The following is a 20,199-nucleotide window of genomic DNA, read 5'->3' on the forward strand; positions in this document are numbered from 1 at the left end:
GCAGCTGCAGGGGCGCTGGCCACCGGCGCGGCTTCCTCCGGTTCTGCAGCTGCAGGTGCGCTGGCCACCGGCGCGGCTTCCTCCGGTTCAGCAACTGCAGGAGCGCTGGCCACCGGCGCAGCATCTTCAGGAACTACGGCAGCGCTGTTCGTCGGGGTGAGATTAACGTCAGTAATGTTCGGGTTATCAGTCGGCATAGTGTCTACCCTGTTAATTTGATTAATGGCCCCTTCTACCTGCGATCTGACTTGTTCCAGCCCTTCAGAAACATGCAAATCGTTGTAGTCAGTAAGCCCCTCTTTCGGGTTGCTGAAGACAGGGACCAGAACATGGCCGGCAGTCAGCTCTGCAGCTTCTGTCGCTTTATCAAGTCCAACGTTTTCGTCTTTATAAATGTCATTGTCAGCAAGGAAGTAATGAGTGCTGTTTGGAAAGGTGTCTTTAAGGTGGCCAGCAACTTCAACCATGTTGCCGGCATTAACCGTCATGATCACAGGCTGATTGATAGCTTCGCTGATACTGGCAGCGGTCGCATATCCCTCGGCATAAAGCAGGTTGTCACCATCCTTCAGTTGACCACCCACAACGAAAAAACTCCCCCATGCCTGGCCGTCTTTTTCAAGGTGTTTACTACCGTCGGACCAGATGCGCTCAAGGGTCCTGAACTCGCCATCAGCATTAAACAGGGGGATCACAACGTTGCCCCGCTCATCAGCTTTAAGGCCGTTAGCGGCAATGACCTGTTTGTTTTTCAGGTATGCCAGATCTCCCGTGGCATCCGGAAGCCGGTTATATTCTTCCATCAACCGGTTAGCGGTCTGATCAAACTTATCCGCCTGCGCTGCAGCTCTTTGTTCACGCCTTGCCGCAGCATCAGCACGGAGCATGGCCATTTGTTCAGGGTTAGGGGCTGCGCCGGTAGATACCCATTTCTGAATTTCACCACCGTTCTTATAGTCCCTGTACCACCCTGCAGGTCGGCCATCCAGGAAGGCGGCATACACCCCCTTTTTTGAACCGGCTTTACCATCCACGGTATCGACATAATGCTTCTGGCCATCGAACTCTATGGGGTCTTTGATAATGGCACCGCGCTCTTCAAGCCACGCCGTAAATTCATCTTCAATGGACTGAATATCCAGGGGGGGTTCTTCGATCACCTTATTGGGGTCAAAAATCCACTCTTTCAGCCGGCTCAGGTTGGCCCCCGGCTGTGCATACCACACCTTTTCTTCCTTCACGTAGTCCAGAGCATTACTGCCATCAGCCAGTTTGCCGGCCGCACGAATTGCACGTTGGCGATCGTCAAAGGGAATACTCAGACGGGTTCTTTCAGTTGCAATTTCAGGTTTCGCCATACTGTCTACCCCTGTAGGTATGTTTTATCGCTGAGAGCGCCGGTACCACCACGGACGCCCGGTAAGTTTTTTCCCGCGGATAACCCGGAGAATGACCTGGTACAGCACCGGTAACGTGTAGCCCATCATGGCCAGCAGAACGTAAAAGAGAACCACACAGGTGCAGATAACAAAGGTTTTTACTGACGGGAACGGAAACCAGATGAAGTACACAAGAAACGAGATAACAGGCACACCAAAAACCGTCAGTGGCCGGCCGGCATAACGCCATTTGTTAATGTCCATACTTGCCCTCTTTTAACGCCAGATAGTCCATATATCCTGCAACCTCTATGACTTCCGCTTCGTCGATCAAACCTTCCTGGTGCATTACCCAGGCGTTCTGAATCAGACTGCGGTTTTCAGCGATCAACAGGTCGTCGATGTAGCGGCCCCACTTGCTGTAATCAACGTCATAGAGTTTGCGGCGCAGACTGTTATCAATGACGAGGTATTCACGTACAGCCTTACGCCGGCCGTCTTTTGTTTTAAGCAAGCGTTGCACGATGATGTAAGAAAGGATGCTCAGCAGGTCAAAGGCGGCAGCTTCACGCATTTCCGGCGGATAGTTCTGCAATGATCGGGAAATGGCCTCTCCGACCGTTTTGACGTGCAGTGTTCCGAGACAAAAATGGCCAGATTTACCTGCCAGCACGGCAGCTTCAAATGACAGACGGTTAAGGAGCTCACCAACCCCCATGATTTTCGGAGAACGACGTAACCCGGAGAGAGTAATAAAATTGTGGAAGGAATCTATATCGCGCCCAATCTGTGACTGTGCCGGCGCCGGCGCAATCCAGTCTCTACTTCCCAGGCGATATTCGATGGGATCTTCAACCGTGATGATTTTCCGGTCCTGGTACGTTTCACCGCAATACTGGAAGATGCTGGCCATCAGGGTTGACTTACCCGATCCGGTTTCACCGCAAATCAGTCCGAGGCCGGAAGCCGGCAACAGAGAATTAAACAGTTCCGGCTCAATGCCCATTTGCTTAAGCTGAGGAATAAACTCATTCAGAACACGGAGTGTCAGAGACATTGCCGCTTCTGTTTTATAAATATCGGCCTGAGTGAAGTTCGCACGGAACCGGCGGGTTTCGCCGCGTCCGAGTCCAATCGTGCCCGCTTCATCACCTCTTAGCTGGATAGCGGTATTAACAACCGCAGCACTTTTCAGCGTCCCTTTGATCTCCTGCCCGAACACCTTATCAACGGTACGTTCCAGCTCCAGGGTGTCGATTGGGTAATCTGTCATGGGCAGCTGGCGCCCATGACGTTCTACCCAGATCTTATCCCCGCCCTGCAACAAGATATCGGACACTTCATTGTTAGAGCAGTGTACGAGAAAACGTTCCAGCGTCTGGGGCGTCAGCGTTGGACCAAAATTGAATGCTTCCATCTACTGCCCCTCAACGTATGGTCGGTTTCCAGCTGCGTTTGTTGATGTCAAACTCAGCTTGCTGCTTCATACGTTTCGTTTTATCGCCCAGCATGAGGCGGTTTTTATCCCCTGTAACTGTTTGCTGCTGCTGTGTGATGACAGGAGCCTTAATCATGCCCTGCTGCAGTAGCGTGCTGTAGCGCAACATGCCAGTGTAATCACGTGTGAGGCGATTGAAATTAGCAGTGAATATCTCATCAGCTTTTTGGCGGCCGTCAGACCAGCCCAGCGCGACAGCCTTTTTCCAGATATCACGTTGTTTGCCGTCTTTCGGCATCGCCGCCGGCTCTGGCAATTCGATCCGCTGCGCCATCAGTCCGGTCAGAAGATAGCTTTTCCATGTCGGAGGGTTACTGACAAAGCGTGCCGGCACAACAATGTCGTAGGCACGGTTGGCCGTTCGGATTTGCTCATTGGTAATGTGTGCAACGTCTTTAGCTTCAGCAATGACCGGTGGCAGGTAGCCTTCAGAAGAGATCAACGGCTGGAACGAATACATGTAATCAAGGTTGCTGCGCTGATTTTCCAGCGCGGCGCGAATTTCTTTAGCGCGTTCTGCCTTACCCCCGCGAAATCCAATGGTGTGCGCTGCGTCGTTTAGCATACTGCCAGTAACATCGGCCTCATCGTCACTTTGGCTTGGCGGGTCCATGTAGTAATCCAGACCTTTAACATCGGAGTCGTCCGCGCGTGCAACGTTCGCAGCAAGCAGCGGTAACGTCAGAAGCACGATCAGTTTAAGTTTCATGGGCGGGTCCCTCTGAGGAATGAACCTTTCTTCGATGGTGTGAGGTAAAGCAGCTGCAGTTCACCGGGTTTCTGGTTGATGGTGGCACGGTACTGCGTTTGTTGTCGGATCAGGGTCAGCAACTGTTCAAACGTAACCTTCGAACCACCAACATCGATATTGAGCGGAAGCGGTAACTTGATCCCCTGACTGGTGAATTGAAGGCCACGCTGTTTAGCCAGCTGCTCCAGTAATTCGTAAGCATCACCCTGCCAGCTCACACGAACATACTGGCTGTTTGCATTGATAATGGTAGGGAATTTGTAACGGGTCCTGTTAATGGCTCCGGCCTGATAAAGCTCATCCTGTGCGAGTTTTATCTTAATGGCTTGCTCACGCAATTCCTGATCAACCAGCTGCTGCGCTGAGATTTGTTTTTCCTTTTCGCTTTGAGAGGCACACCCGGCAAGAGCTAACACAGAAACGGCCGCGAGGACCGTTTGCATTTTGATTTTCATTTCTTACTCCATTTTACTTCGGATTGAATTTGTCGTCGTTTTCACTTCTGAATTGCATTTCATTTTTACTATTATTTTGCTCACGAATCAAACGATGTTTCTCGTTTTGAGCATACGCCTGCTGAGCGGCATCTGTGAAGGTAATACCCTGCGCGACAGGGTGATTATGGTTCACAGCTGCATCGACGATACGATTACAGCACAGTTCCTTGAACTCGCCGTCACCATCAACACGTAGAGATTTGGCTTTGCCTGCAATCGTTAATGCAATTGCAAGATCAGCCGTTTTCTCTTTGTCGATTCCATTACTTTCTGTCAGCACAATATGGCCACGATCAGCCGCTACCGGTTTACCGTCGCGCTCAAAGATAACTGTACCGTCCTTCAACAGCCGTGGCTTGACGCCATGACGAGCTGAGGCCATTACGGCCACATCATCACGATCATGACTGGTGATGGCGTTAAAGGTACGGTTGAACCCGATCTGCTCAACCAACTGCTGCTTATACTTCTCCTTCTTCCTGGAGGAATAGGCAAAGCCTCTCATTTGGCTGAGCGCAGCCTTATCACCCTTCAGGGCTTCTTGTTCTACCCACTCCCGGTAAGAAAGCCGTGGGTTAGCCGCCCTGAAACCGTTGCGTTCTTCACGCAAGCTAAGCCGCAGATTGGCAACTGCCTGCAGGCGTTTGAACTCAGCCAGGTTGTACATCAGCTTTCTGGTATATGGATCAGAAACTGAATGACGGACATTGTTTTTCACTAACCGGGTATGTTGCGCTATTTTCCGGTATTCATCAGCGATGCGATCCTTATCCGGCGAATAAGTCGGTAAATTATTACGGTAGGCACGATAGCGGCCTTTGAGCAGCATTCTTTCCTCTGCACGCTCAATTTTACGCTGCAGACGCTTATTGGCATCCCGCCGATAAGCACCAGGGGTATATGCAGTTTTAAATACCGAGACTTTCGCCGGTTCGATACGTGATGGCTGGTATTCACCAAAGCGCTCTTCCATCGACTTCAGGGTATATTGCGCCTTGTTAAATACCAGACTCGCCTTAACAGCCGTCTTCTGGTTTTGATGTTCGTGGGTAATGACGTAGCCCTTTTTCCCCTGTGCTTTTTCGACACGAAGACCGATGTCTGCAAATGTCTTATGCACATCATCCCAGCTTTTGGCTTCACGAAGCCCAGCTGAAACATGGATCAAGTTTTGACGACTACCGCCTACCTGTTCATCACCAACGATATAGCGATAGAGCGTTTCAACACCCTCTTTATTTTCCATCTTGTTGATGCGATCGAGTGAGCGCCAGTTCCCCCGCTCTTTCTTACTGTGAGGGTTCCGGACAATCTGTTGACGGTCATTAACCACATATGCGCCGTTTGAATGGGTCCAACCATTCTTCAATTCAAGTAAGCGGCAGGCCTGATGAAGTGTGTCTTTAGAGAAGCTCGATGAGGCGGCTTTATACGTTTGGGGATTAATGCGGTTAACGGCAACATGCACATGCAGGTTATCGGTATCACGGTGAATGGCTGCAACATACTGGTGATCGGACATGCCCATAGAGGCAAGAGTGAACTTCACCGAATCGAAAACCTGATCGTCATTCGGCTTCTCATAGTCTGGCCATGAGAGAACATAATGCATGACCGGGTCTTTGCAGCGTGTATTTTGCTGGGAAACAGAATTCATTTCCTGTGCTGCACCATCAAGCGAGAAGGTATTGTACTGGCAGGTAACATCACCAACCACAACACGCTGTACACCTGGCTCAACATCAACCGGTGTGCTGATCACCTTCTGCTTACGGATCAGATAATTGTTCAACCCTTCAAACATATCCGATTTAACAGCTAAAGCCGTCTCAGGAGTAGGCTGAACAGTATCAGTCAACTCCTGAGACGGCTTGTCTGCCATGTACTTAATCAGCTGAGCAAAGCTGGACTTTTTATCCCTTCGGCCCTCAATGATTTTAGGTATCACCATCCATCTCCTGTTGCAGTTTCTGTGCGGCCTTTTTCACCTCGATCAGAATCTCTGAATACTCCTTGCTATGAATCCCGGCACCTTCGTTAAACAGATGTTTTTGAAGGGCTGTTATCTTTACAAGAGCGGCAAGTGCATTGTAATTCCCTTTCGATTGAATGCGCTTTCCAAGCCCAGATTTGATAAGATATTGACTAAGACTAAGCCCTGCTTCATGGGCCTTTTCGGTGAGTTTAGCTTTCACTTCTGTGGAACATCTCACCTGGATTCGATCGTCTGTTTTTCTGCTCTCGCTACGGCTCATCAGATAGCTAACCTCGTTAGGGGGTGTCGGGGCTTGCCCTGACCAAGACGTTTTTGGATGGCCGCCGCGTGTCGGCGGTACTCCAAAAACACATCTTGTCCCGTACTTAAATACCTCATTGAATTCTACCATCGGCGCGGTTTGAAAGCCAGCAGCGAAGAGCCTGGCAGGAAGACCAATTGAATCGTACCGGGCATCATGTAAAATCACCTGAATAGCCTGGGGCAATTTTCTCCGGTTCGGCATGGCGATTTTTACATTATTGGGAGGGCATATGCCTGCAAAAAAGAAAGCATTCTATAGCAGTGAGGACATCGGAAAATTCAAAAGCATTCTCGACGACTTGCCTGATGTGACGTCAGAAAGGCTTGAGAAAAAGCACGTACTCGATGAGCTTAAGTCTGACATTAAAAAGCTGAAAGATTCGAAAGGATATGAAGATAAAGAGATACTGAAATTCCTCAACGATGCGGGTTTTTCAGATGTAACATTACGTGATATCAAGGACATTACCGCCGGACGAATTGGAAAAAAACGAACCAACAACAGCCGAAAAAAAACTACTGGAGTTGACGAAGAGCAGCGCACACAAAATGGCTCTACAGGTCAGAATCCTGACGCTTCAGGTCCGCAGTATTAACCTTCACCTTTCGCATATAGCATCCCACATTATGATATAGCTCCCGGCCTGTCAGGCCGGGCATGGGTGCGGCCTGTTCGTGTAATTGAGCGTGCATACTTGTCACCGTTCCGGTGACAAGGGCACTCATTGGCCGGAAAAATTTTTCCGGTTCCGCTGCGATGCAGCGCTCAATAGTGCGCACGTTCAGGGCCACGATCCGCCCTTGATCCCAATAAATTTACAGGGAAAGGAGTCGGGCACAGATATTAAAAAGGGGCGCATACAGCGCCCCTGAGACAGTTACAGATTACATCGCGGCTTCTTTAATCCGCCGGAACACTGCCAACCAGAAACGGAAGTGATCCCATTGCGCTGCGTTCATCGGATGCGACTTTGTTTGCACTCCGTTTGCGACATCTTCAGCATAGTGTATAATCCACAACGGCATTTTGAACCTCACAATTTAAATTGCCTACCCAGCCGGATTGTTGGCGCAATCCGGCACCTTTTCTGGTATTCAATGATTCTTCACCTCCTTCACGTCCAGTACCAAAAAGTTATCGTTAGCATGACGCTGCCCTACGATAAAGACAGCATCAAAGCGACTTACTGCTACCACGTTTAGTTTGCCTGTAACCTCCTTTCCATTGATGTTGATGGTTTCATAAATCACCTCGTATTCCTTCGCAGAATCGGAATACTTCTGCTCTTTCCAGTTTTCTATCTGTGCGATCAGCTCCGGGGCCAGCTGCTGACGAACACGGTTGAGTTCATAGTCACGATTGAGAATCAGGCGGTAATCTTTAATTAGCTGGTTGATAACCTTGTTCTCATCCCACTCGGATAGCAGTGGGCACTGTTCGCACTGTATAACACCATCTTCAATCAATTTTTCTCTGATGCCATTAACTACCTGTACAGCACTTAATTCACTGTCATAGTTCTTTTTAATTTCTTCGCTTCCCGGATATACCAAAGCGACATCATTAAAATGACTAACGACTAATTCTGACACAATAAGGGTATAAACCTCATAGGGGTATAAGGTCGCCATAATATTCTCTCCACGTTATTTACAGAGCGTTTTAATCAATACCATCATTTAAACTTCATGATTATTATACGACTAATGAGCCATGCTTATCAAGAAAAAAATGCCCCTTTTCGAGGCATATTTTTAACCAGTTCACCACTCCCAAACGGTCAGTTCTGGCACCTGTTCTGCATCCCGGTCAAACCAAATCCAGTCGAACCCGGCACCATTTAACGCGGCTATATTATCCAAAGCACTTGCACTGATCCCCGCCCTGGTTAATTCCACACGCCATTGTTCAGTAGCAGAAATACGCAATATCCACCCATAGCGATTTTTCTCGATCCAGAATAAACCTTCACCGGACAAGTCATCGTTACAGACCTTATCCAGTAGCTCCGCGTCTTCTTTTTTTACATGGCCGGTACTGACGACAGCCACACGATATTGTTCACTAATATTCATACTTCCCCCCTTCTGGGTTGGCGGCCCACGTCCTGCGGGCCGTTCTCACTCAAATACTCACTGCGGGTAATCATTCATATCCGGGAACGGCGGTTCATCATGATTTTCAGTACCTCCCAGACCTTCAGCACTGGTGTTACGTGGCCCAGCTCCCGGCAGCATCTGCATTTCGCCGTTATTATCGATCACAATTTCCTTATTGCTGCGCATTTTGCCGTCTGTCCCTTGCCATTTGTTATTACGAATGCGCCCGACAAAATACAGCATCATACCCTTTTTGAAGTACTTCCCAGCTGCTTCAGCTTTCTTTCCAAATATGACAATATCATGCCATTCCGTTTCTTTTTGCTCCTTCCCTTCGTTGTCGCTGTAGCTGATTTCAGTAGCCAGCGTCAGGCTCGCAATGGCCGTTCCGTTTGGGGTGTAACGCACTTCTGCATCTTTGCCAGCACGCCCCATCAGAATCACTTTGTTTTCGCCACGTTTCCACATAATACACCTCATATATTTGATGTTTATCAGTAAAAAATGGGAGGGTTAAGGGGGATTTCCCCCCCCTTTATCAGTAAAACTTCACGTTCGATTTCAGGGCTTTTTCAAAGTCTTTTACAAAGGAAATTGCAAAAGTGTAATCACGATGAATAAGCTGTTTTGTTTTAGGATTTCGCCACTCTACCTGCACTGATTCGGCTGAATATTCGATCACCTCGATTTGATTTTTTACACCGAGATAATCAGCAATTGCCATTACGGCATTCACTTTTTTTTGGTCTGCTTCTTTCATTTCAACTCCTTCGCCAGTCGGGGCGCTACCGCGAAAAGCCTCATTGCCTTTCGATGTAATAATTATACGTCTAATGAGCCATTTTATCAACTCATCAGACGTATTTTTTTAATTAAATTTGTTCAAATATGAACATTTAATACTACCAGAAATCTAACATAATGGCTTGAATTTGGCCTTGTTGTAGGTGATCCGGTAGTCTTTGCACTTCCCGTTCTGCCGCAGGAACTCCAGCGAGACAACGTTAGCAGCGGCAAAATTGATGCACATAATGCTTTCCAGCGCCTCGAACAGGTCGGCCCCATTGGCCAGCGGAAACCACAGATCGTTGTCGCTACCGCTTAATTTTTCATGCAGACAGAAATGCACAGCACGCACGCCGCCAAATTCCGTAACCAGCACCGTATTGCTGGCGCGAATATCAGTTAGTGTTAACATTTTTCCCCCTGTCAGTATTGGCCCCCTCGCGGGGGCCGCCGTTTCAGTCAATCGCGCGGTAAATCAAACCGGCTTCGGCGTGCTGGTCGGCATATAATTTGAGCTTTTCCTGCTGGGTGATCAGCATGTCGCAGATGTGCTGATAGCCTTCTTCATGTGCGTGCCAGATCATGTGGTTCAGGGTGAACAGGGTCAGCACGATACCGGTAGCTTCTGCGGACAGTTCCCCTTCGAACCAGTTACCGCTAACCGATACCGTGAAGCGCTCTGCGCTCAGTGGGTACATGAAGCCGCTACCGCAAGACAGTTCGACGAACTCCCAGGAACCGCCTTGATAATCGGCGCAGAGAGAGCGTGCGTGGTTGTAGACACCGGCCTCACCTGTGAGATACCAGGCGCCGAACAGGCGTGGCAGAAAGGCCATGCGGCGGTTATTGGGGATAATGCGTGCAGTGATGGCGGGTTGATTCAGTTCAGTAGACATTTTCTGTACTCCTGCGCCAGTCGGGGCGCTACCGTCGAAAGACCGGATTGCCTTTCGATGTGATTATTATACGTCTAATGAGCCATATTAATCAAGCAAAATATTCCCGCCTGCCTGAATATTTTCAGGCGGGAGAACTCTTTCCCCTGTCCATTTTTGGGGGCAGGATCACGCCTGCCCCCCTCTGATTCACATGATTACTATGACTTTGTTTCAGCGTTAAAGTGTACGGCTGCGATCCTGACCAACGGGATCACCGCGCTTTCCTCATCGAGCACACGAAAATTTATCGCTTCCCCCAGGTGCATCAGGTTAGCGATAAAATCAACGATGATTTCGGAAACCGGGTGTCCGTCGCTGCCCTGCTCATTCAGGCGCGCAAACAGCGCCAGCGCCTTAGCGGCCTTGATTGCCCGCTCTTCGTTTTCTTCGTCCATACTGCCGAAACTCCATTCCCCCTTTTCAATCAGGGCCAGCGTTTCATAATAGGCTTCATTCTGGGACATGTTTTTCCTCCTGCGCCAGTCGGGGCGCTGCCGTGAAAGTTCGCTGCGTTATTGCGTGAATTAGCCGTTAATCACTTTCGTGATGCACTCCAGCGCCTCAGACTCCTGCGGATAAAGTCGGCGTGCAGCTCCTTCACCAGACTGGATCTCTTCCAGCCGGATAAACTGCGCCGCCAGCGCCACGACTTTTTGCAATGCCTCGGCATTGACCTCAATTTTTCGATCGCGGGCGGCATCTTCGCGCACCTGCTTTGCCAGGCTCCAGACGGTATCTTTTCCGACGCCATAGCGGCTGTGTGAACTGCATTCCGCGATTTCTGCCAGAACGGCTTCGGCCTCATCGTCAGTGAGGCTCATACCACTGGTGCAGTCATGGACATCTTCAGCAGTCCAGATCAGCAGGCTGATCCGCTGCTGTGGTTCAAAACTATCGAGAAGCCTTGCGCAAATTTCATTTACGTTACCGTGCATTGTAAAACTCCTGCGCCAGTCGGGGCGCTGCCGCGAAAGACCGGGTGCCTTTCGATGTGATTATTATACGTCTAATGAGCCATATTAATCAAGCAATTTTTCACGTTCATAGCTGCTACAGGCAACGCTGTAGCCGTTTTCATCCAGTTCTGAAGGCCAGTCGTCACGCCCGCAACCTGACAGCAGGCAGGCGCTGAGGTGCCCAGGGCGATAGTCGAGATGCTGGCATGAGGCGCAAAGGTCATCATCTGAGATTGAGCGGCCTGCACAGATAGGCGGCGCGCCATCAGTGGGTATTTCTCGAATATGTAGCATTGTCATTTTTCACTCCTGCGCCAGTCGGGGCGCTGCCGGTTAGCGATGCAGGGGGCTGCCGCCCCCTGCGGCAGTTCAGTCCTTACCCTTATCCTTCATGACTTTAATCAGCCCGGTAATGGCTGTAATGAGGGCGGCCACGGCCGTGATAATCTGAGGGAGGTTATGGAGGATTTCAGAAGAGGTCATAATGCACCTGTAAGGCTGTTTAGGAAGGTACTGATTTGAATCAGTAAAATCATTATACGTCTAATGAGCCATGATTGCAAGCAAAAAAACGCCCCTCGTGGGGGCGCTGTGATTATTTTACATACTGCCAGACATGCGGCGGGATCTTATCCCAGATGCGTCCCGATGCCAGCTCTGCGCGGCGATGGTCGGCGGCAGCCTCAAAAGCCTCGGAGTCCTCCGGCGGCACCTGTCCACGATCCCGCATGGATTCGTACATTTTTTCCAGTGTGTCCGGGTTACGGCTGCGCCGAAAACGGAGAAGGTAAAAACGCCTCCGCGCCTGATAAACTGTTTCCGCCATGTATCTGCGTCCTGAGCGCCTTGTTATTTCTCATAGTATTCACGTTTTGGTTGAATAAGTCTTCGACTATACGCCCCTTGCGGGGCGTAGCAGGCGGTCAGCCCCAGGTGCTGTAAAAATGGCTTTCGTTAGGATCGGTCTTATAAGCCTGTTCGTACTCGTCAATGCTGACAGACGGATGCTCGTGGTTTTCACGAATGCGACGGGTCACGGGTTCGCCTTTAAACTCGTTCAAAACCGGCTTTAACTCGCCAGACATCGCACTGTCTGCTTTCACCTGCTGCGCAGCGATGCGGCGCAGTACGGCGGTTTTCTTACCGCGCAGGGCGATCACCTGATAGAAACAGGTATTTGTCTGCTCATAACCCCAGCTGGAAACAAAAACATCACCAAGAGAAACGGAGCCGTTACGGAACTGAAGGGATTGAATAGCCATGTTTATTACTCCTGCGCCAGTCGGGGCGCTACCGCGAAAAGCCTCATTGCCTTTCGATGTGATTATTATACGTCTAACGAGCCATAACAATCAAGCAATAAATACATGCCCGGCATGATTTTCTCAGGCCGGGGAATACTTCCTTTCCCTGTTTATATTTCAGGCCGCAAATGCGGCCTGCCGTCTGCATTACACGCGAGGGGGTAACATCCCAGGATAGTGACTGGCGACCAGATTATTGATCTTCTCAACCAGATCCGGGCGTTTAAACGTAATGTGCGCGCTGCCCTTTTTGTAATATCGCACGCTGAAGTAATCACTCTCGAACACCTTACCGTTGAACTGGTTTTCACTGAAAAAGGCATCCAGTTTGGCACCGTCAGAAACACGGTAATCAGGCACGTTACGCCCGTCCAGCACATAGAACGGCCGCGCCAGATCGTCAATTTTACTATGCCCGGCTGAGCTGAAGCGAACCCAGCCGCTGCGCCAGACATCGAGCAACGGCGCGATGATGATACGCTTGCCAAACATGCAGGGGTTATTGGTTTTATAATCCCATGACAGGGATTTAAAGATATCAATCAGCCCTTGCGTGAAGGTATCCGCCTTGCTTTCGTTCAGGTGCCGGAACGTGCTCATAACGTTATCCAGCGTTATCGGCGGCATTTCTTTGCCTGCCACCTGCCGATCCCATTCCTGACGTTGCTTGTTGCTCATCAGCGTATACATGCCGGTTTCCGTCATCAGCCGATCCCAGATTTTTCCGTCGATAACGCGGGAAATAGCCGTTTCGGCCAGGTCTGGCCTGCTATCACTCCTTCTGATAGCGCTCTCTACGGCGTTGTCGTAGTCATACAGGTACTCACAGCCTCCGGCCTGCTGCATCAGTGCGCGCGCTTCACGCAGCTTGTCTATGCCGTCGAGATAGACACGGATACCTTCATTCCGCAACGAGATGATGCGCTCAATAGCAATGGACGGGATCACGTCACCGCCATGCTGGCAGGACATCAGATCGACCGACGGGAGTGTATTTTTAGAGGACATTTCAGACTCCTGCGCCATGCGGGGCGCTACCGTTAGCGTTGAACAGGGCTGGCAATACCAGCCCATCAATGATTATTTGCAGCTCTGAAGCAGTTTACTGACCTGCGCGGCCAGCGCATACGTGGACGAATACGGACCACTTAAACGGCGGTTAGGGATTTCGTTGAGGGCATACAGGCACGCCTTCAGCAGCGCATCTTTCTGCGTGTCCAGTTCAGCTTTAAGCTGGGAAGGGGTCAGTGCTTTACTCATAATTTGTTACTCCTGCGCCAGTCGGGGCGCTACCGCGAAAAGCCTCATTGCCTTTCGATGTGATTATTATACGTCTAATGAGCCATAACAATCAAGCGTTATCTGATTAATTTCTTTTGTTTTTTCCCGGACTCCTTTCCCTGTAAATTTTGCTTTCAGATCCCCATCAGCCAGCTGGCAGCACTTTACCGGCATGGTGCAGGGGTTCAGGCATCAGACACTAGCGATAGCCCGAAACCCCGCAGGGGGTTCGGCGGAGCTGCCAGGCTTTGCCTGGCTAGCGGAGTGTGGCTGACGACTGCCCGACGGGCAGGAGCCGAAGGGGCCCAGAGGTGTTTTAGTACGACAGGCCTGCCAGAAAACGCCGGCAACTGAGCAGAAATGAACAGGGAAGACACACGGTACGGATGTCAGAAATAGGTTAACTGGCAGATGCCATGTCGGAATAACATCAGATAAGGCCAGAATGGCCGGCTGGACACGTCAAATCAATAGAGGCGAGTTGGGTACAGGTTTTTGAAACAAGCGCTCAGAGAGCGGCTCAGCGCGTTACAGGGCAATACGGGTTCGATGCCCGTATAGCCCTGCAGGCGGCAACCACCGCGTCAGCCTTCAGCCCCGGCCAGATAGCGGCTCAGTCCTTCACTGGAAGCCAGCACCGACGCTCTGAACTGCGGTTCGCCGTCACCCAGCGCCTTCAGCTTCTCCACGATATTTATCATCGGCACGGCAGTACGCTGCTTATAATTCTCGATGTCGTCTGCATATTTCAGTAATGCCATATCACTCGCCTCTTCAGCTGGCAGGTAATCACGCAACCATAGCGCATCTGCGAACGGATCTATCAGCTTTTGCAACGCTTCAGCCGTTGCTTCGAGCGCCCGCCTGTCGGTTTTGATGGTGCCAGTCTCCGGATCAACACACTTCCCTTCCCAGCACTCAGGTACAAACGACTCCCGATAATGAAAACCGTTGTCACCGTTTTCAGCACAGGCCAGTAGGTTCTCGATGCTTTCAGGGGTTCTGTGCCGTAACATCCTGGCCGTTGCCATACCGATCGCATTAATCATGATGCCATGCAGTCCCAGCGCCTCCTGACGGTACTCCGCGGCGATATCATCCTGGGCAATATCATTCCAGCGCATCGCCTGCGCCCAGGCAGTCCAGAGTCTTTCTGCCATATCACGCTGTTGCGGCGAGGGAATGCTGTTGGACCGCAGGTTGAGCATTTTTTTCGTCGCATCGTTCAGCGCTTTAAAGCTGATAAGCCGTGAGCTTTTCGCCGGGACCACGTTGTGTTCAAAATCCACTGTGCCCGCCAGCCCGGTGACGGTTCGGGCCAGATGCATTGCCAGCTGGTTGACCGGATCATTGTTGTTATATGCCATACTGATCGCCGCTGCCGGTTTGCTCGCGTTGTTATTAATATCTGCGAAAAACTGCTGGCGTAACTCAAGTGGCAGGCCAACGGTAAGCAACAAGCTGATCGTATCTTCCGTATTGGAATAATCGCGTACAAATTCAAAAATACCCAGCGCACGGTGCTGACCATCGAATAATTTTAAATCAGCGTCCATCGGAATTTTAAGAATACCCACTGCCGGCGAGAGTTCGCTGGGAAGGAATTCAACATGACTATCAATATTTCCGGTAATTGACGGCAAAATATAGGGGGCTCGTTTTGATGTCGCACCGGCGACATAATTGCGTATTTTTTTTGCCCGCGTTTTGTTCGCTTCTCGCTGGCTGCGATCCATAACATCGCCATCATTGTCCATAGCAAGAATACGACGTAACACGACCATAGGAACCGTCAGCATGTATTGTTCTATGCCGCCCTGTATTCCGCGTGTGGCCGGTACTCTGAAAAAATAGTTATCAGTATGCATAATATTTCCTTCGTATATCCGATACGTTCAGGAAGCACGTTTGCGCGTCGGTGTTTTGCGCGGCTATTTCCAGATCGGCGGTAAGCCGGCATCGATGCAAAGGACGCACCAGACGGAATACGCGATGTCACTTTCTCCGTTCACCCAGCGGCGCACCGTTCTGCCATTCACACCAACATATCGTGCCAGCCCTTCCTGACTCAGGTTGAGCACATTTTCCAGCAGATAGCGGAGCTCTTCCCCCGTCGGCGGGGTCCATTTGTCAGCGGGACGGAAACAGCTTTCGCGGATCGCGCCCACGTTAAGCGGCACGGTATATTTATTGCCCATAGCAAGCCTCCAGAGCCGGCCGCACCATCGTGCGGCCGCGGTTGTCAAATCAGACCATGTTCAGCAAAAGAGTAAATATCACTGCCGCCCACAATCAGGTGATCGAGGACTTTGACATCAACCATCCCCAGCACCTGCGCCAGACGCTCGGTGATCAGCTTGTCAGCCTGACTGGGTTCAGTGGAAGCGGAGGGATGGTTATGCGCCAGTACCACGGCGGCGGCATTATGATGCAGGGCGCGTTGCAGGACGATACGGGGATGAACGGTGACACTGCTGATAGTGCCCTTAAACAGTTCTTCAAACGCAATCACGCCGTTGTGGCAGTTCAGAAAGAAAACGCAGAATGATTCGCGTGATTCTGCAGCAAGACGAAACCGCAGTAAGGAACGGGCGGCGTCGGCACCGGTGATAAAATCCGTTGTGGTAATTTTGCCGGCAATAATGGCATCCGCCTGGCGGATAATGTTGAGTTCTTCTGCTGAAAATTTCATATATTTCCCTCGGTAGGGGACCTGAGCACCTTGCCCGGCCACAAATATATATTAGGACATTTTGTCCTAGATGTAAATACAGCAACATATAAAAAGCCCGATTTAACGGGCTTTTATGGTTTTATTTCTGCCCCCCGGTAATAACTTCCAGCATCGAATCTGAAACCATAATTCTCAGATAAGGTTTCGCGCGGCTGAGAAGTTCAATCGATCTTGTATCGAAGGCAAGGGTTTCGCAAAAATCATCTCCGCCACAGGCTGCCTCCATACGGTCCCAGAGTTCGTCAAAATCCGTTGTATCCGGATTGAAGCCATTGGCATAACAGACATTACGCATCCCTTTACTGTTTTTCTCACCTTTCGCCGCCATCACATACACGCCGTGATCTTTGACGAAAAGAAGCGGGCAATTAAAACGCTTAATTTCTGCTATAACGACGTTGAGCATAGGATCAGTAAATAAAAATTCTGATTGCATGGTCATAGTGTATTTACTCCCTGAAAGCTATTTGCTGACCGCAGCGGCGGTGAGAATGTCAGAAAGCGACCCCAGAAGATAAAGTTCGGTGAGCTCGCCTGTTTCATTCAGAAGAAATAGCCCTGCTGGTCGGCCATTATGAAAAATAATGGCTTCATGCGATTGATTTAATTCACACTGACACAGCGAGAAATAAATAAGTGTCCATTCAGGGGAAATAACGGTTTTATTGCCATATTCCCGGATATAGCGGGCAACATCAGCCTGTTGCTGAGAATTGAGAGCAGTCATAAGGTGACTCCTGCGCCGGTCGGGGCGCTACCGTCGAAAGTCCGGATTGCCTTTCGATGTAATCATTATACGTCTAATGAGCCATATAAATCAAGTTAATTTTGTTATTTTCCTGGTTTAAGGTGACTCCTTCCCCTGTAAATTTTTCCGTTAAACGGGGCTGTATGGCTAATACCTCGGTCTGCGCATCGCATATACCCCGGCACAGGGCGCGAGCAGCATCGAGGCGAGCAGGATCGTACCTGGCTTACACGGCAGGCTGACGATGAAGGGCAGCAGCCAGGCTACACCCAGCACGCCTATCGCCACCAGTGGGCCTCTGACAATGGCAGGCTGGCGGGTTCTGGCCCGGCGCTCAGCCCACATGCGCTGATATGGCTTCAGCGGATCATAACGCAGGTGCTTTTGTCGCACAGCACACCTCCTATAGGTTTGCCGCCATCACAAACGCGCCGTTCGGGCGCTGCAGGCGAATAATATCGCTCCGGTGAGCGTCTTTTTCCCGGATGATCCGCCAGGTTTCAGTGACGGCACCGGCTGGCTGATACATTCTGACCTTCACCTCGGAACGCTCAGCAGACAGCACAATGCAGCCTTTCTTATCTTGCGCAGCTGCGTGCCGGACTTCATCTTTTTCCTGCGGACAGTCATCAAATCCCGATATTCGGACCGGGTGGCCATCAATGTCAACCTGATAGCCAGGCGAAATCACGGGCACGGGCTGTGACACATTCGGGAAATAGTCAGACAGATCACACCCTGTCAGAGCCACTGGCATAAGGCAGGCATACAGCATTAACATTCGGCGTGTTGTGTTCATAAGGGGTCCTATCAGGTCGGCCGCTGGTCTTATTTCACTTTATCAACCAGCTGCAGTGACGGATGCTCACCGGCCAGCAGTAACAGGAAATTGAATTCCCCGGTCTTGAGCTTCACGCCACGCTGTCCCGCCTTCTCTTTGGTCTGCCATGACGCCGGCTTATAGCCAAACAGCGCTGCAATTTCAGCGTGTTTCAGCCCCAGCGCCAGACGCAGGCGGCGAACGTCTTCGGCCGTGGCGGGCTCTTTAACCATATCATCCGGGCTGAACGTCCTGTTCAGGCGGTAATCAGGATGCACGCCGGCGATCAGCATCAGCATGTTATATTCGCCTGGGCGAAGACTGGTCTTGTTGTACTGGCTGAGGTCGTCGCTGATAGCTTCCTTACGCTGCCAGGCGCGCAGTTCGTACCCCATGACTGCCCCTAATGCGGTTTCAGTCATGCCGATTTTTTCCCGGAGCGTCTTCACTGTTTCCGGCTGCGGAACGACGCTAACCATCTTAATCATTACCCTTCTCCCAGAAGTCAGAATTCAGAAAAATTTTCACCTGGCGCGTGCGGGGATAGTCCTGGTGCTTCAGCCCCTCCCGCGTGTCAGACAGGTACTGCGTTTCCTGCTGCACCTTGTTGATTTTGCCATTCCATTTGCGGGCCAGCGCCCGGTAACTCCCGTTCTCCAGCTGATAGACTTCAAACGTGTACTTGTTCGGACCGCTCCAGCCTTCGTTGTAATAGACCTGTTTCATATGTTCTGCCTGATCGATGCGCCCCGTAAACATGACATCCCGGCTGCAGTGCCTGAACCAGTAACCGCGGGGCATAGCCGGTGGCCGGTTGCTGATTTCCCGTCTGGATAGCGTGCAGACAGGCCGTGAACGCAGGTGACTTCCTGATCTCAGGTCAATCTGGCATGACGTGTTGTGCAGGGACCAGCGCCGCTGCCGCAGGCAATGGCCATTGGTGATCACCGGTACGACACGGGAAACGAACAGGGGGAATGATTGCATGGTTTACTCCTTCGCCAGTCGGGGCGCTACCGAAAAATGAGCTTTGATGATACGACGAATGAGCCATATAAATCAAGTTAAAAATAATGCGGCAGAGTTTCTGCCGCTGCTGTAGGTCAGTACCGTGGGGCCACGTCCTTTCCTTCGCCCCACAAACGGGAAAATTCGTTCACGTAGGCTTCAGTTACTGCTGGCGCGCCGCTGATCAGCACCACATTTTCCGCATTACGACTGACTGCGCTGGCGCTGAAGTTAAACGAGCCGGTCAATACGGCGCGACGGTCAAAGACCATGAATTTATCGTGCATGGCCTCGTAGTTATCGTTGATCCGCACCGCCACGCGGTTATTGGCCAGGAAGTTCACTTCGGTGTACCGGTTGTCGTTCGCTTTGCGATCGGCAACCACCACCACCGATACGCCCCGTTTTTTTGCAGCACGCAACGCGCCGGCTACAGGACGGCTGGTCAGGCTGTACGCTGCAACCAGAATCTCATGCTGCGCGTGATCGATTGAATCCAGAACCAGATTTAATGCGGTCCCGCCGGGTGAAAACCCGGTTTTCACTTCAGCTACAGGTTGCGCCTGAACATTGCCGGCCGCTGTTACCGGATTTGCTGCCACGGCGCCGGCGATGAGGGACAGGGTTAACAGTAAATATTTTTTCACCCTGCCCCCTTAATCATCATCCGGGAACAGATGCTGGACGTTCTTACGGGTTTCTTCCAGATTCTTATCCTCCGGTGCGGCCGGTTCGGGAGTCACGGCGGGACTGTTTTCCGGCGCAGCGCCGCCTGTCGGCGACACCGTATTGCTGCCACCGCCGGTGGCCTGCAGAAATGCCTCAACCAGACGCGCCACCTCTCCTGTATCCTGCTGCGGCAGCGTACTGCTGATAATCCGCTGAATATCCTGCATCGAGGTGCTCTCCGTCAGAAATTCAGCAATCAGGAACGGCAGGCGTTCGTCCTGTTTCATCAGCGCGGCGCCACAGAGCATCATGGCGCGCATCGCGCGGCCACGCTCTTTCTGAGGCAGTTTTTCAAGAAAGCCATCGGCTACCCGGTCCGCCGCATTGCGCTCCGGGTAGATATAAAACGAGCACTTACGGTTATCAGTCAT

General features: G+C 51.0%; 32 protein-coding genes. 1 reads left to right on the forward strand and 31 read right to left on the reverse strand.

Annotation, left to right across the window (positions count from 1 at the left end; genetic code table 11):
- The 7 genes from WG891_RS22255 to mobA all read right to left on the reverse strand — a co-directional run.
- Positions 1 to 1,358: toprim domain-containing protein (locus tag WG891_RS22255; protein ID WP_443006495.1), on the reverse strand; the 1,358-nt coding region annotated here is incomplete at its 3' end.
- Positions 1,359 to 1,382: 24 nt separating this feature from the next.
- A complete protein-coding gene (icmT, locus tag WG891_RS22260) occupies positions 1,383 to 1,643 on the reverse strand; it encodes an IcmT/TraK family protein (RefSeq protein WP_336819747.1) in 261 nt (86 codons plus the stop codon).
- Complete coding sequence (traJ, locus tag WG891_RS22265; RefSeq protein WP_040027864.1) at positions 1,633 to 2,796, reverse strand: plasmid transfer ATPase TraJ; 1,164 nt, start codon at positions 2,794 to 2,796, stop codon at positions 1,633 to 1,635. Before traJ ends, icmT begins: the two co-directional genes overlap by 11 nt.
- A 10-nt stretch (positions 2,797 to 2,806) precedes the next feature.
- Positions 2,807 to 3,586, reverse strand: a complete 780-nt coding sequence (locus WG891_RS22270; protein ID WP_004187315.1) for a type IV secretory system conjugative DNA transfer family protein — start codon at positions 3,584 to 3,586, stop codon at positions 2,807 to 2,809.
- Positions 3,583 to 4,083, reverse strand: coding sequence for a DotD/TraH family lipoprotein (locus WG891_RS22275; protein WP_004187320.1), 501 nt, complete (start codon positions 4,081 to 4,083; stop codon positions 3,583 to 3,585). The genes WG891_RS22270 and WG891_RS22275 overlap by 4 nt, the downstream gene beginning before the upstream one ends.
- Positions 4,084 to 4,096: 13 nt before the next feature.
- The gene (traI, locus tag WG891_RS22280; RefSeq protein WP_336819748.1) at positions 4,097 to 6,076 is read right to left on the reverse strand and encodes a TraI/MobA(P) family conjugative relaxase; all 1,980 of its coding nucleotides are present in this window, start codon (positions 6,074 to 6,076) and stop codon (positions 4,097 to 4,099) included.
- On the reverse strand, positions 6,063 to 6,608 hold the full coding sequence (mobA, locus tag WG891_RS22285) for a plasmid mobilization protein MobA (protein ID WP_336819749.1): 546 nt from the start codon (positions 6,606 to 6,608) through the stop codon (positions 6,063 to 6,065). The genes traI and mobA overlap by 14 nt, the downstream gene beginning before the upstream one ends.
- Positions 6,609 to 6,624: 16 nt before the next feature.
- On the opposite strand from mobA, the gene WG891_RS22290 reads away from it, so the two are divergent.
- Entirely contained in the window at positions 6,625 to 7,020 is a 396-nt protein-coding gene (locus tag WG891_RS22290) for a MobC (RefSeq protein WP_336819751.1), read from the forward strand.
- A gap of 499 nt (positions 7,021 to 7,519) precedes the next feature.
- Here the strand turns inward: WG891_RS22290 and WG891_RS22295 are convergent, their stop codons facing one another.
- The 24 genes from WG891_RS22295 to WG891_RS22410 form a co-directional block, all read right to left on the reverse strand.
- Positions 7,520 to 8,056 carry a hypothetical protein gene (locus WG891_RS22295; protein WP_336819752.1) on the reverse strand — a complete coding sequence of 179 codons (537 nt, stop codon included), beginning with the start codon at positions 8,054 to 8,056 and terminating at the stop codon, positions 7,520 to 7,522.
- A 132-nt stretch (positions 8,057 to 8,188) separates the two neighbouring features.
- Positions 8,189 to 8,500, reverse strand: coding sequence for a DUF5983 family protein (locus tag WG891_RS22300; protein WP_011091065.1), 312 nt, complete (start codon positions 8,498 to 8,500; stop codon positions 8,189 to 8,191).
- A gap of 57 nt (positions 8,501 to 8,557) precedes the next feature.
- On the reverse strand, positions 8,558 to 8,992 hold the full coding sequence (locus tag WG891_RS22305) for a single-stranded DNA-binding protein (protein WP_011091064.1): 435 nt from the start codon (positions 8,990 to 8,992) through the stop codon (positions 8,558 to 8,560).
- A gap of 70 nt (positions 8,993 to 9,062) precedes the next feature.
- The gene (locus WG891_RS22310; RefSeq protein ID WP_011091063.1) at positions 9,063 to 9,284 is read right to left on the reverse strand and encodes a hypothetical protein; all 222 of its coding nucleotides are present in this window, start codon (positions 9,282 to 9,284) and stop codon (positions 9,063 to 9,065) included.
- A 153-nt stretch (positions 9,285 to 9,437) separates the two neighbouring features.
- A complete protein-coding gene (locus WG891_RS22315; protein WP_011091062.1) occupies positions 9,438 to 9,722 on the reverse strand; it encodes a hypothetical protein in 285 nt (94 codons plus the stop codon).
- Positions 9,723 to 9,765: 43 nt separating this feature from the next.
- Positions 9,766 to 10,206 carry an antirestriction protein gene (locus tag WG891_RS22320; RefSeq protein WP_040027871.1) on the reverse strand — a complete coding sequence of 147 codons (441 nt, stop codon included), beginning with the start codon at positions 10,204 to 10,206 and terminating at the stop codon, positions 9,766 to 9,768.
- Positions 10,207 to 10,406: 200 nt separating this feature from the next.
- Positions 10,407 to 10,712, reverse strand: coding sequence for a hypothetical protein (locus tag WG891_RS22325; RefSeq protein WP_060436722.1), 306 nt, complete (start codon positions 10,710 to 10,712; stop codon positions 10,407 to 10,409).
- A gap of 60 nt (positions 10,713 to 10,772) precedes the next feature.
- Complete coding sequence (locus tag WG891_RS22330) at positions 10,773 to 11,183, reverse strand: DUF1380 family protein (RefSeq protein ID WP_060436720.1); 411 nt, start codon at positions 11,181 to 11,183, stop codon at positions 10,773 to 10,775.
- An 84-nt stretch (positions 11,184 to 11,267) separates the two neighbouring features.
- Complete coding sequence (locus tag WG891_RS22335) at positions 11,268 to 11,504, reverse strand: hypothetical protein (protein WP_241365211.1); 237 nt, start codon at positions 11,502 to 11,504, stop codon at positions 11,268 to 11,270.
- Positions 11,505 to 11,799: 295 nt separating this feature from the next.
- Positions 11,800 to 12,030, reverse strand: coding sequence for an Hha/YmoA family nucleoid-associated regulatory protein (locus WG891_RS22340; protein ID WP_011091057.1), 231 nt, complete (start codon positions 12,028 to 12,030; stop codon positions 11,800 to 11,802).
- Positions 12,031 to 12,127: 97 nt separating this feature from the next.
- Positions 12,128 to 12,466 carry a hypothetical protein gene (locus WG891_RS22345; RefSeq protein ID WP_011091056.1) on the reverse strand — a complete coding sequence of 113 codons (339 nt, stop codon included), beginning with the start codon at positions 12,464 to 12,466 and terminating at the stop codon, positions 12,128 to 12,130.
- 189 nt (positions 12,467 to 12,655) lie between these two features.
- On the reverse strand, positions 12,656 to 13,516 hold the full coding sequence (locus WG891_RS22350) for a DUF4942 domain-containing protein (RefSeq protein WP_336819754.1): 861 nt from the start codon (positions 13,514 to 13,516) through the stop codon (positions 12,656 to 12,658).
- 72 nt (positions 13,517 to 13,588) lie between these two features.
- Positions 13,589 to 13,768 carry a hypothetical protein gene (locus WG891_RS22355; RefSeq protein ID WP_023285836.1) on the reverse strand — a complete coding sequence of 60 codons (180 nt, stop codon included), beginning with the start codon at positions 13,766 to 13,768 and terminating at the stop codon, positions 13,589 to 13,591.
- 605 nt (positions 13,769 to 14,373) lie between these two features.
- On the reverse strand, positions 14,374 to 15,657 hold the full coding sequence (locus WG891_RS22360; protein WP_336819755.1) for a DGQHR domain-containing protein: 1,284 nt from the start codon (positions 15,655 to 15,657) through the stop codon (positions 14,374 to 14,376).
- A 63-nt stretch (positions 15,658 to 15,720) separates the two neighbouring features.
- Positions 15,721 to 15,987 carry a helix-turn-helix domain-containing protein gene (locus tag WG891_RS22365; RefSeq protein ID WP_336819756.1) on the reverse strand — a complete coding sequence of 89 codons (267 nt, stop codon included), beginning with the start codon at positions 15,985 to 15,987 and terminating at the stop codon, positions 15,721 to 15,723.
- A 44-nt stretch (positions 15,988 to 16,031) separates the two neighbouring features.
- A complete protein-coding gene (locus WG891_RS22370) occupies positions 16,032 to 16,481 on the reverse strand; it encodes a JAB domain-containing protein (RefSeq protein ID WP_336819757.1) in 450 nt (149 codons plus the stop codon).
- A gap of 121 nt (positions 16,482 to 16,602) precedes the next feature.
- Positions 16,603 to 16,965, reverse strand: coding sequence for a DUF3085 domain-containing protein (locus WG891_RS22375; RefSeq protein WP_064645549.1), 363 nt, complete (start codon positions 16,963 to 16,965; stop codon positions 16,603 to 16,605).
- A 21-nt stretch (positions 16,966 to 16,986) separates the two neighbouring features.
- A complete protein-coding gene (locus WG891_RS22380; RefSeq protein WP_336819758.1) occupies positions 16,987 to 17,250 on the reverse strand; it encodes a hypothetical protein in 264 nt (87 codons plus the stop codon).
- A gap of 168 nt (positions 17,251 to 17,418) precedes the next feature.
- Positions 17,419 to 17,664 carry a hypothetical protein gene (locus tag WG891_RS22385; RefSeq protein WP_336819759.1) on the reverse strand — a complete coding sequence of 82 codons (246 nt, stop codon included), beginning with the start codon at positions 17,662 to 17,664 and terminating at the stop codon, positions 17,419 to 17,421.
- 10 nt (positions 17,665 to 17,674) lie between these two features.
- Positions 17,675 to 18,070 carry a hypothetical protein gene (locus WG891_RS22390; protein ID WP_336819760.1) on the reverse strand — a complete coding sequence of 132 codons (396 nt, stop codon included), beginning with the start codon at positions 18,068 to 18,070 and terminating at the stop codon, positions 17,675 to 17,677.
- Between the two features lie 29 nt (positions 18,071 to 18,099).
- Positions 18,100 to 18,579, reverse strand: coding sequence for a hypothetical protein (locus tag WG891_RS22395; protein WP_336819761.1), 480 nt, complete (start codon positions 18,577 to 18,579; stop codon positions 18,100 to 18,102).
- Positions 18,572 to 19,078 (reverse strand): hypothetical protein, encoded by a 507-nt coding sequence (locus tag WG891_RS22400; protein ID WP_232565548.1) that lies wholly within the window; start codon positions 19,076 to 19,078, stop codon positions 18,572 to 18,574. Before WG891_RS22400 ends, WG891_RS22395 begins: the two co-directional genes overlap by 8 nt.
- Before the next feature lie 116 nt (positions 19,079 to 19,194).
- Positions 19,195 to 19,746, reverse strand: a complete 552-nt coding sequence (locus WG891_RS22405) for a phospholipase D family nuclease (RefSeq protein ID WP_241365194.1) — start codon at positions 19,744 to 19,746, stop codon at positions 19,195 to 19,197.
- A gap of 9 nt (positions 19,747 to 19,755) precedes the next feature.
- Positions 19,756 to 20,199, reverse strand: a complete 444-nt coding sequence (locus tag WG891_RS22410; protein WP_336819762.1) for a plasmid partitioning/stability family protein — start codon at positions 20,197 to 20,199, stop codon at positions 19,756 to 19,758.

Source organism: Serratia sp. MMO-28, assembly GCF_037199905.1.
Taxonomy (GTDB): domain Bacteria; phylum Pseudomonadota; class Gammaproteobacteria; order Enterobacterales; family Enterobacteriaceae; genus Chania; species Chania oryzae.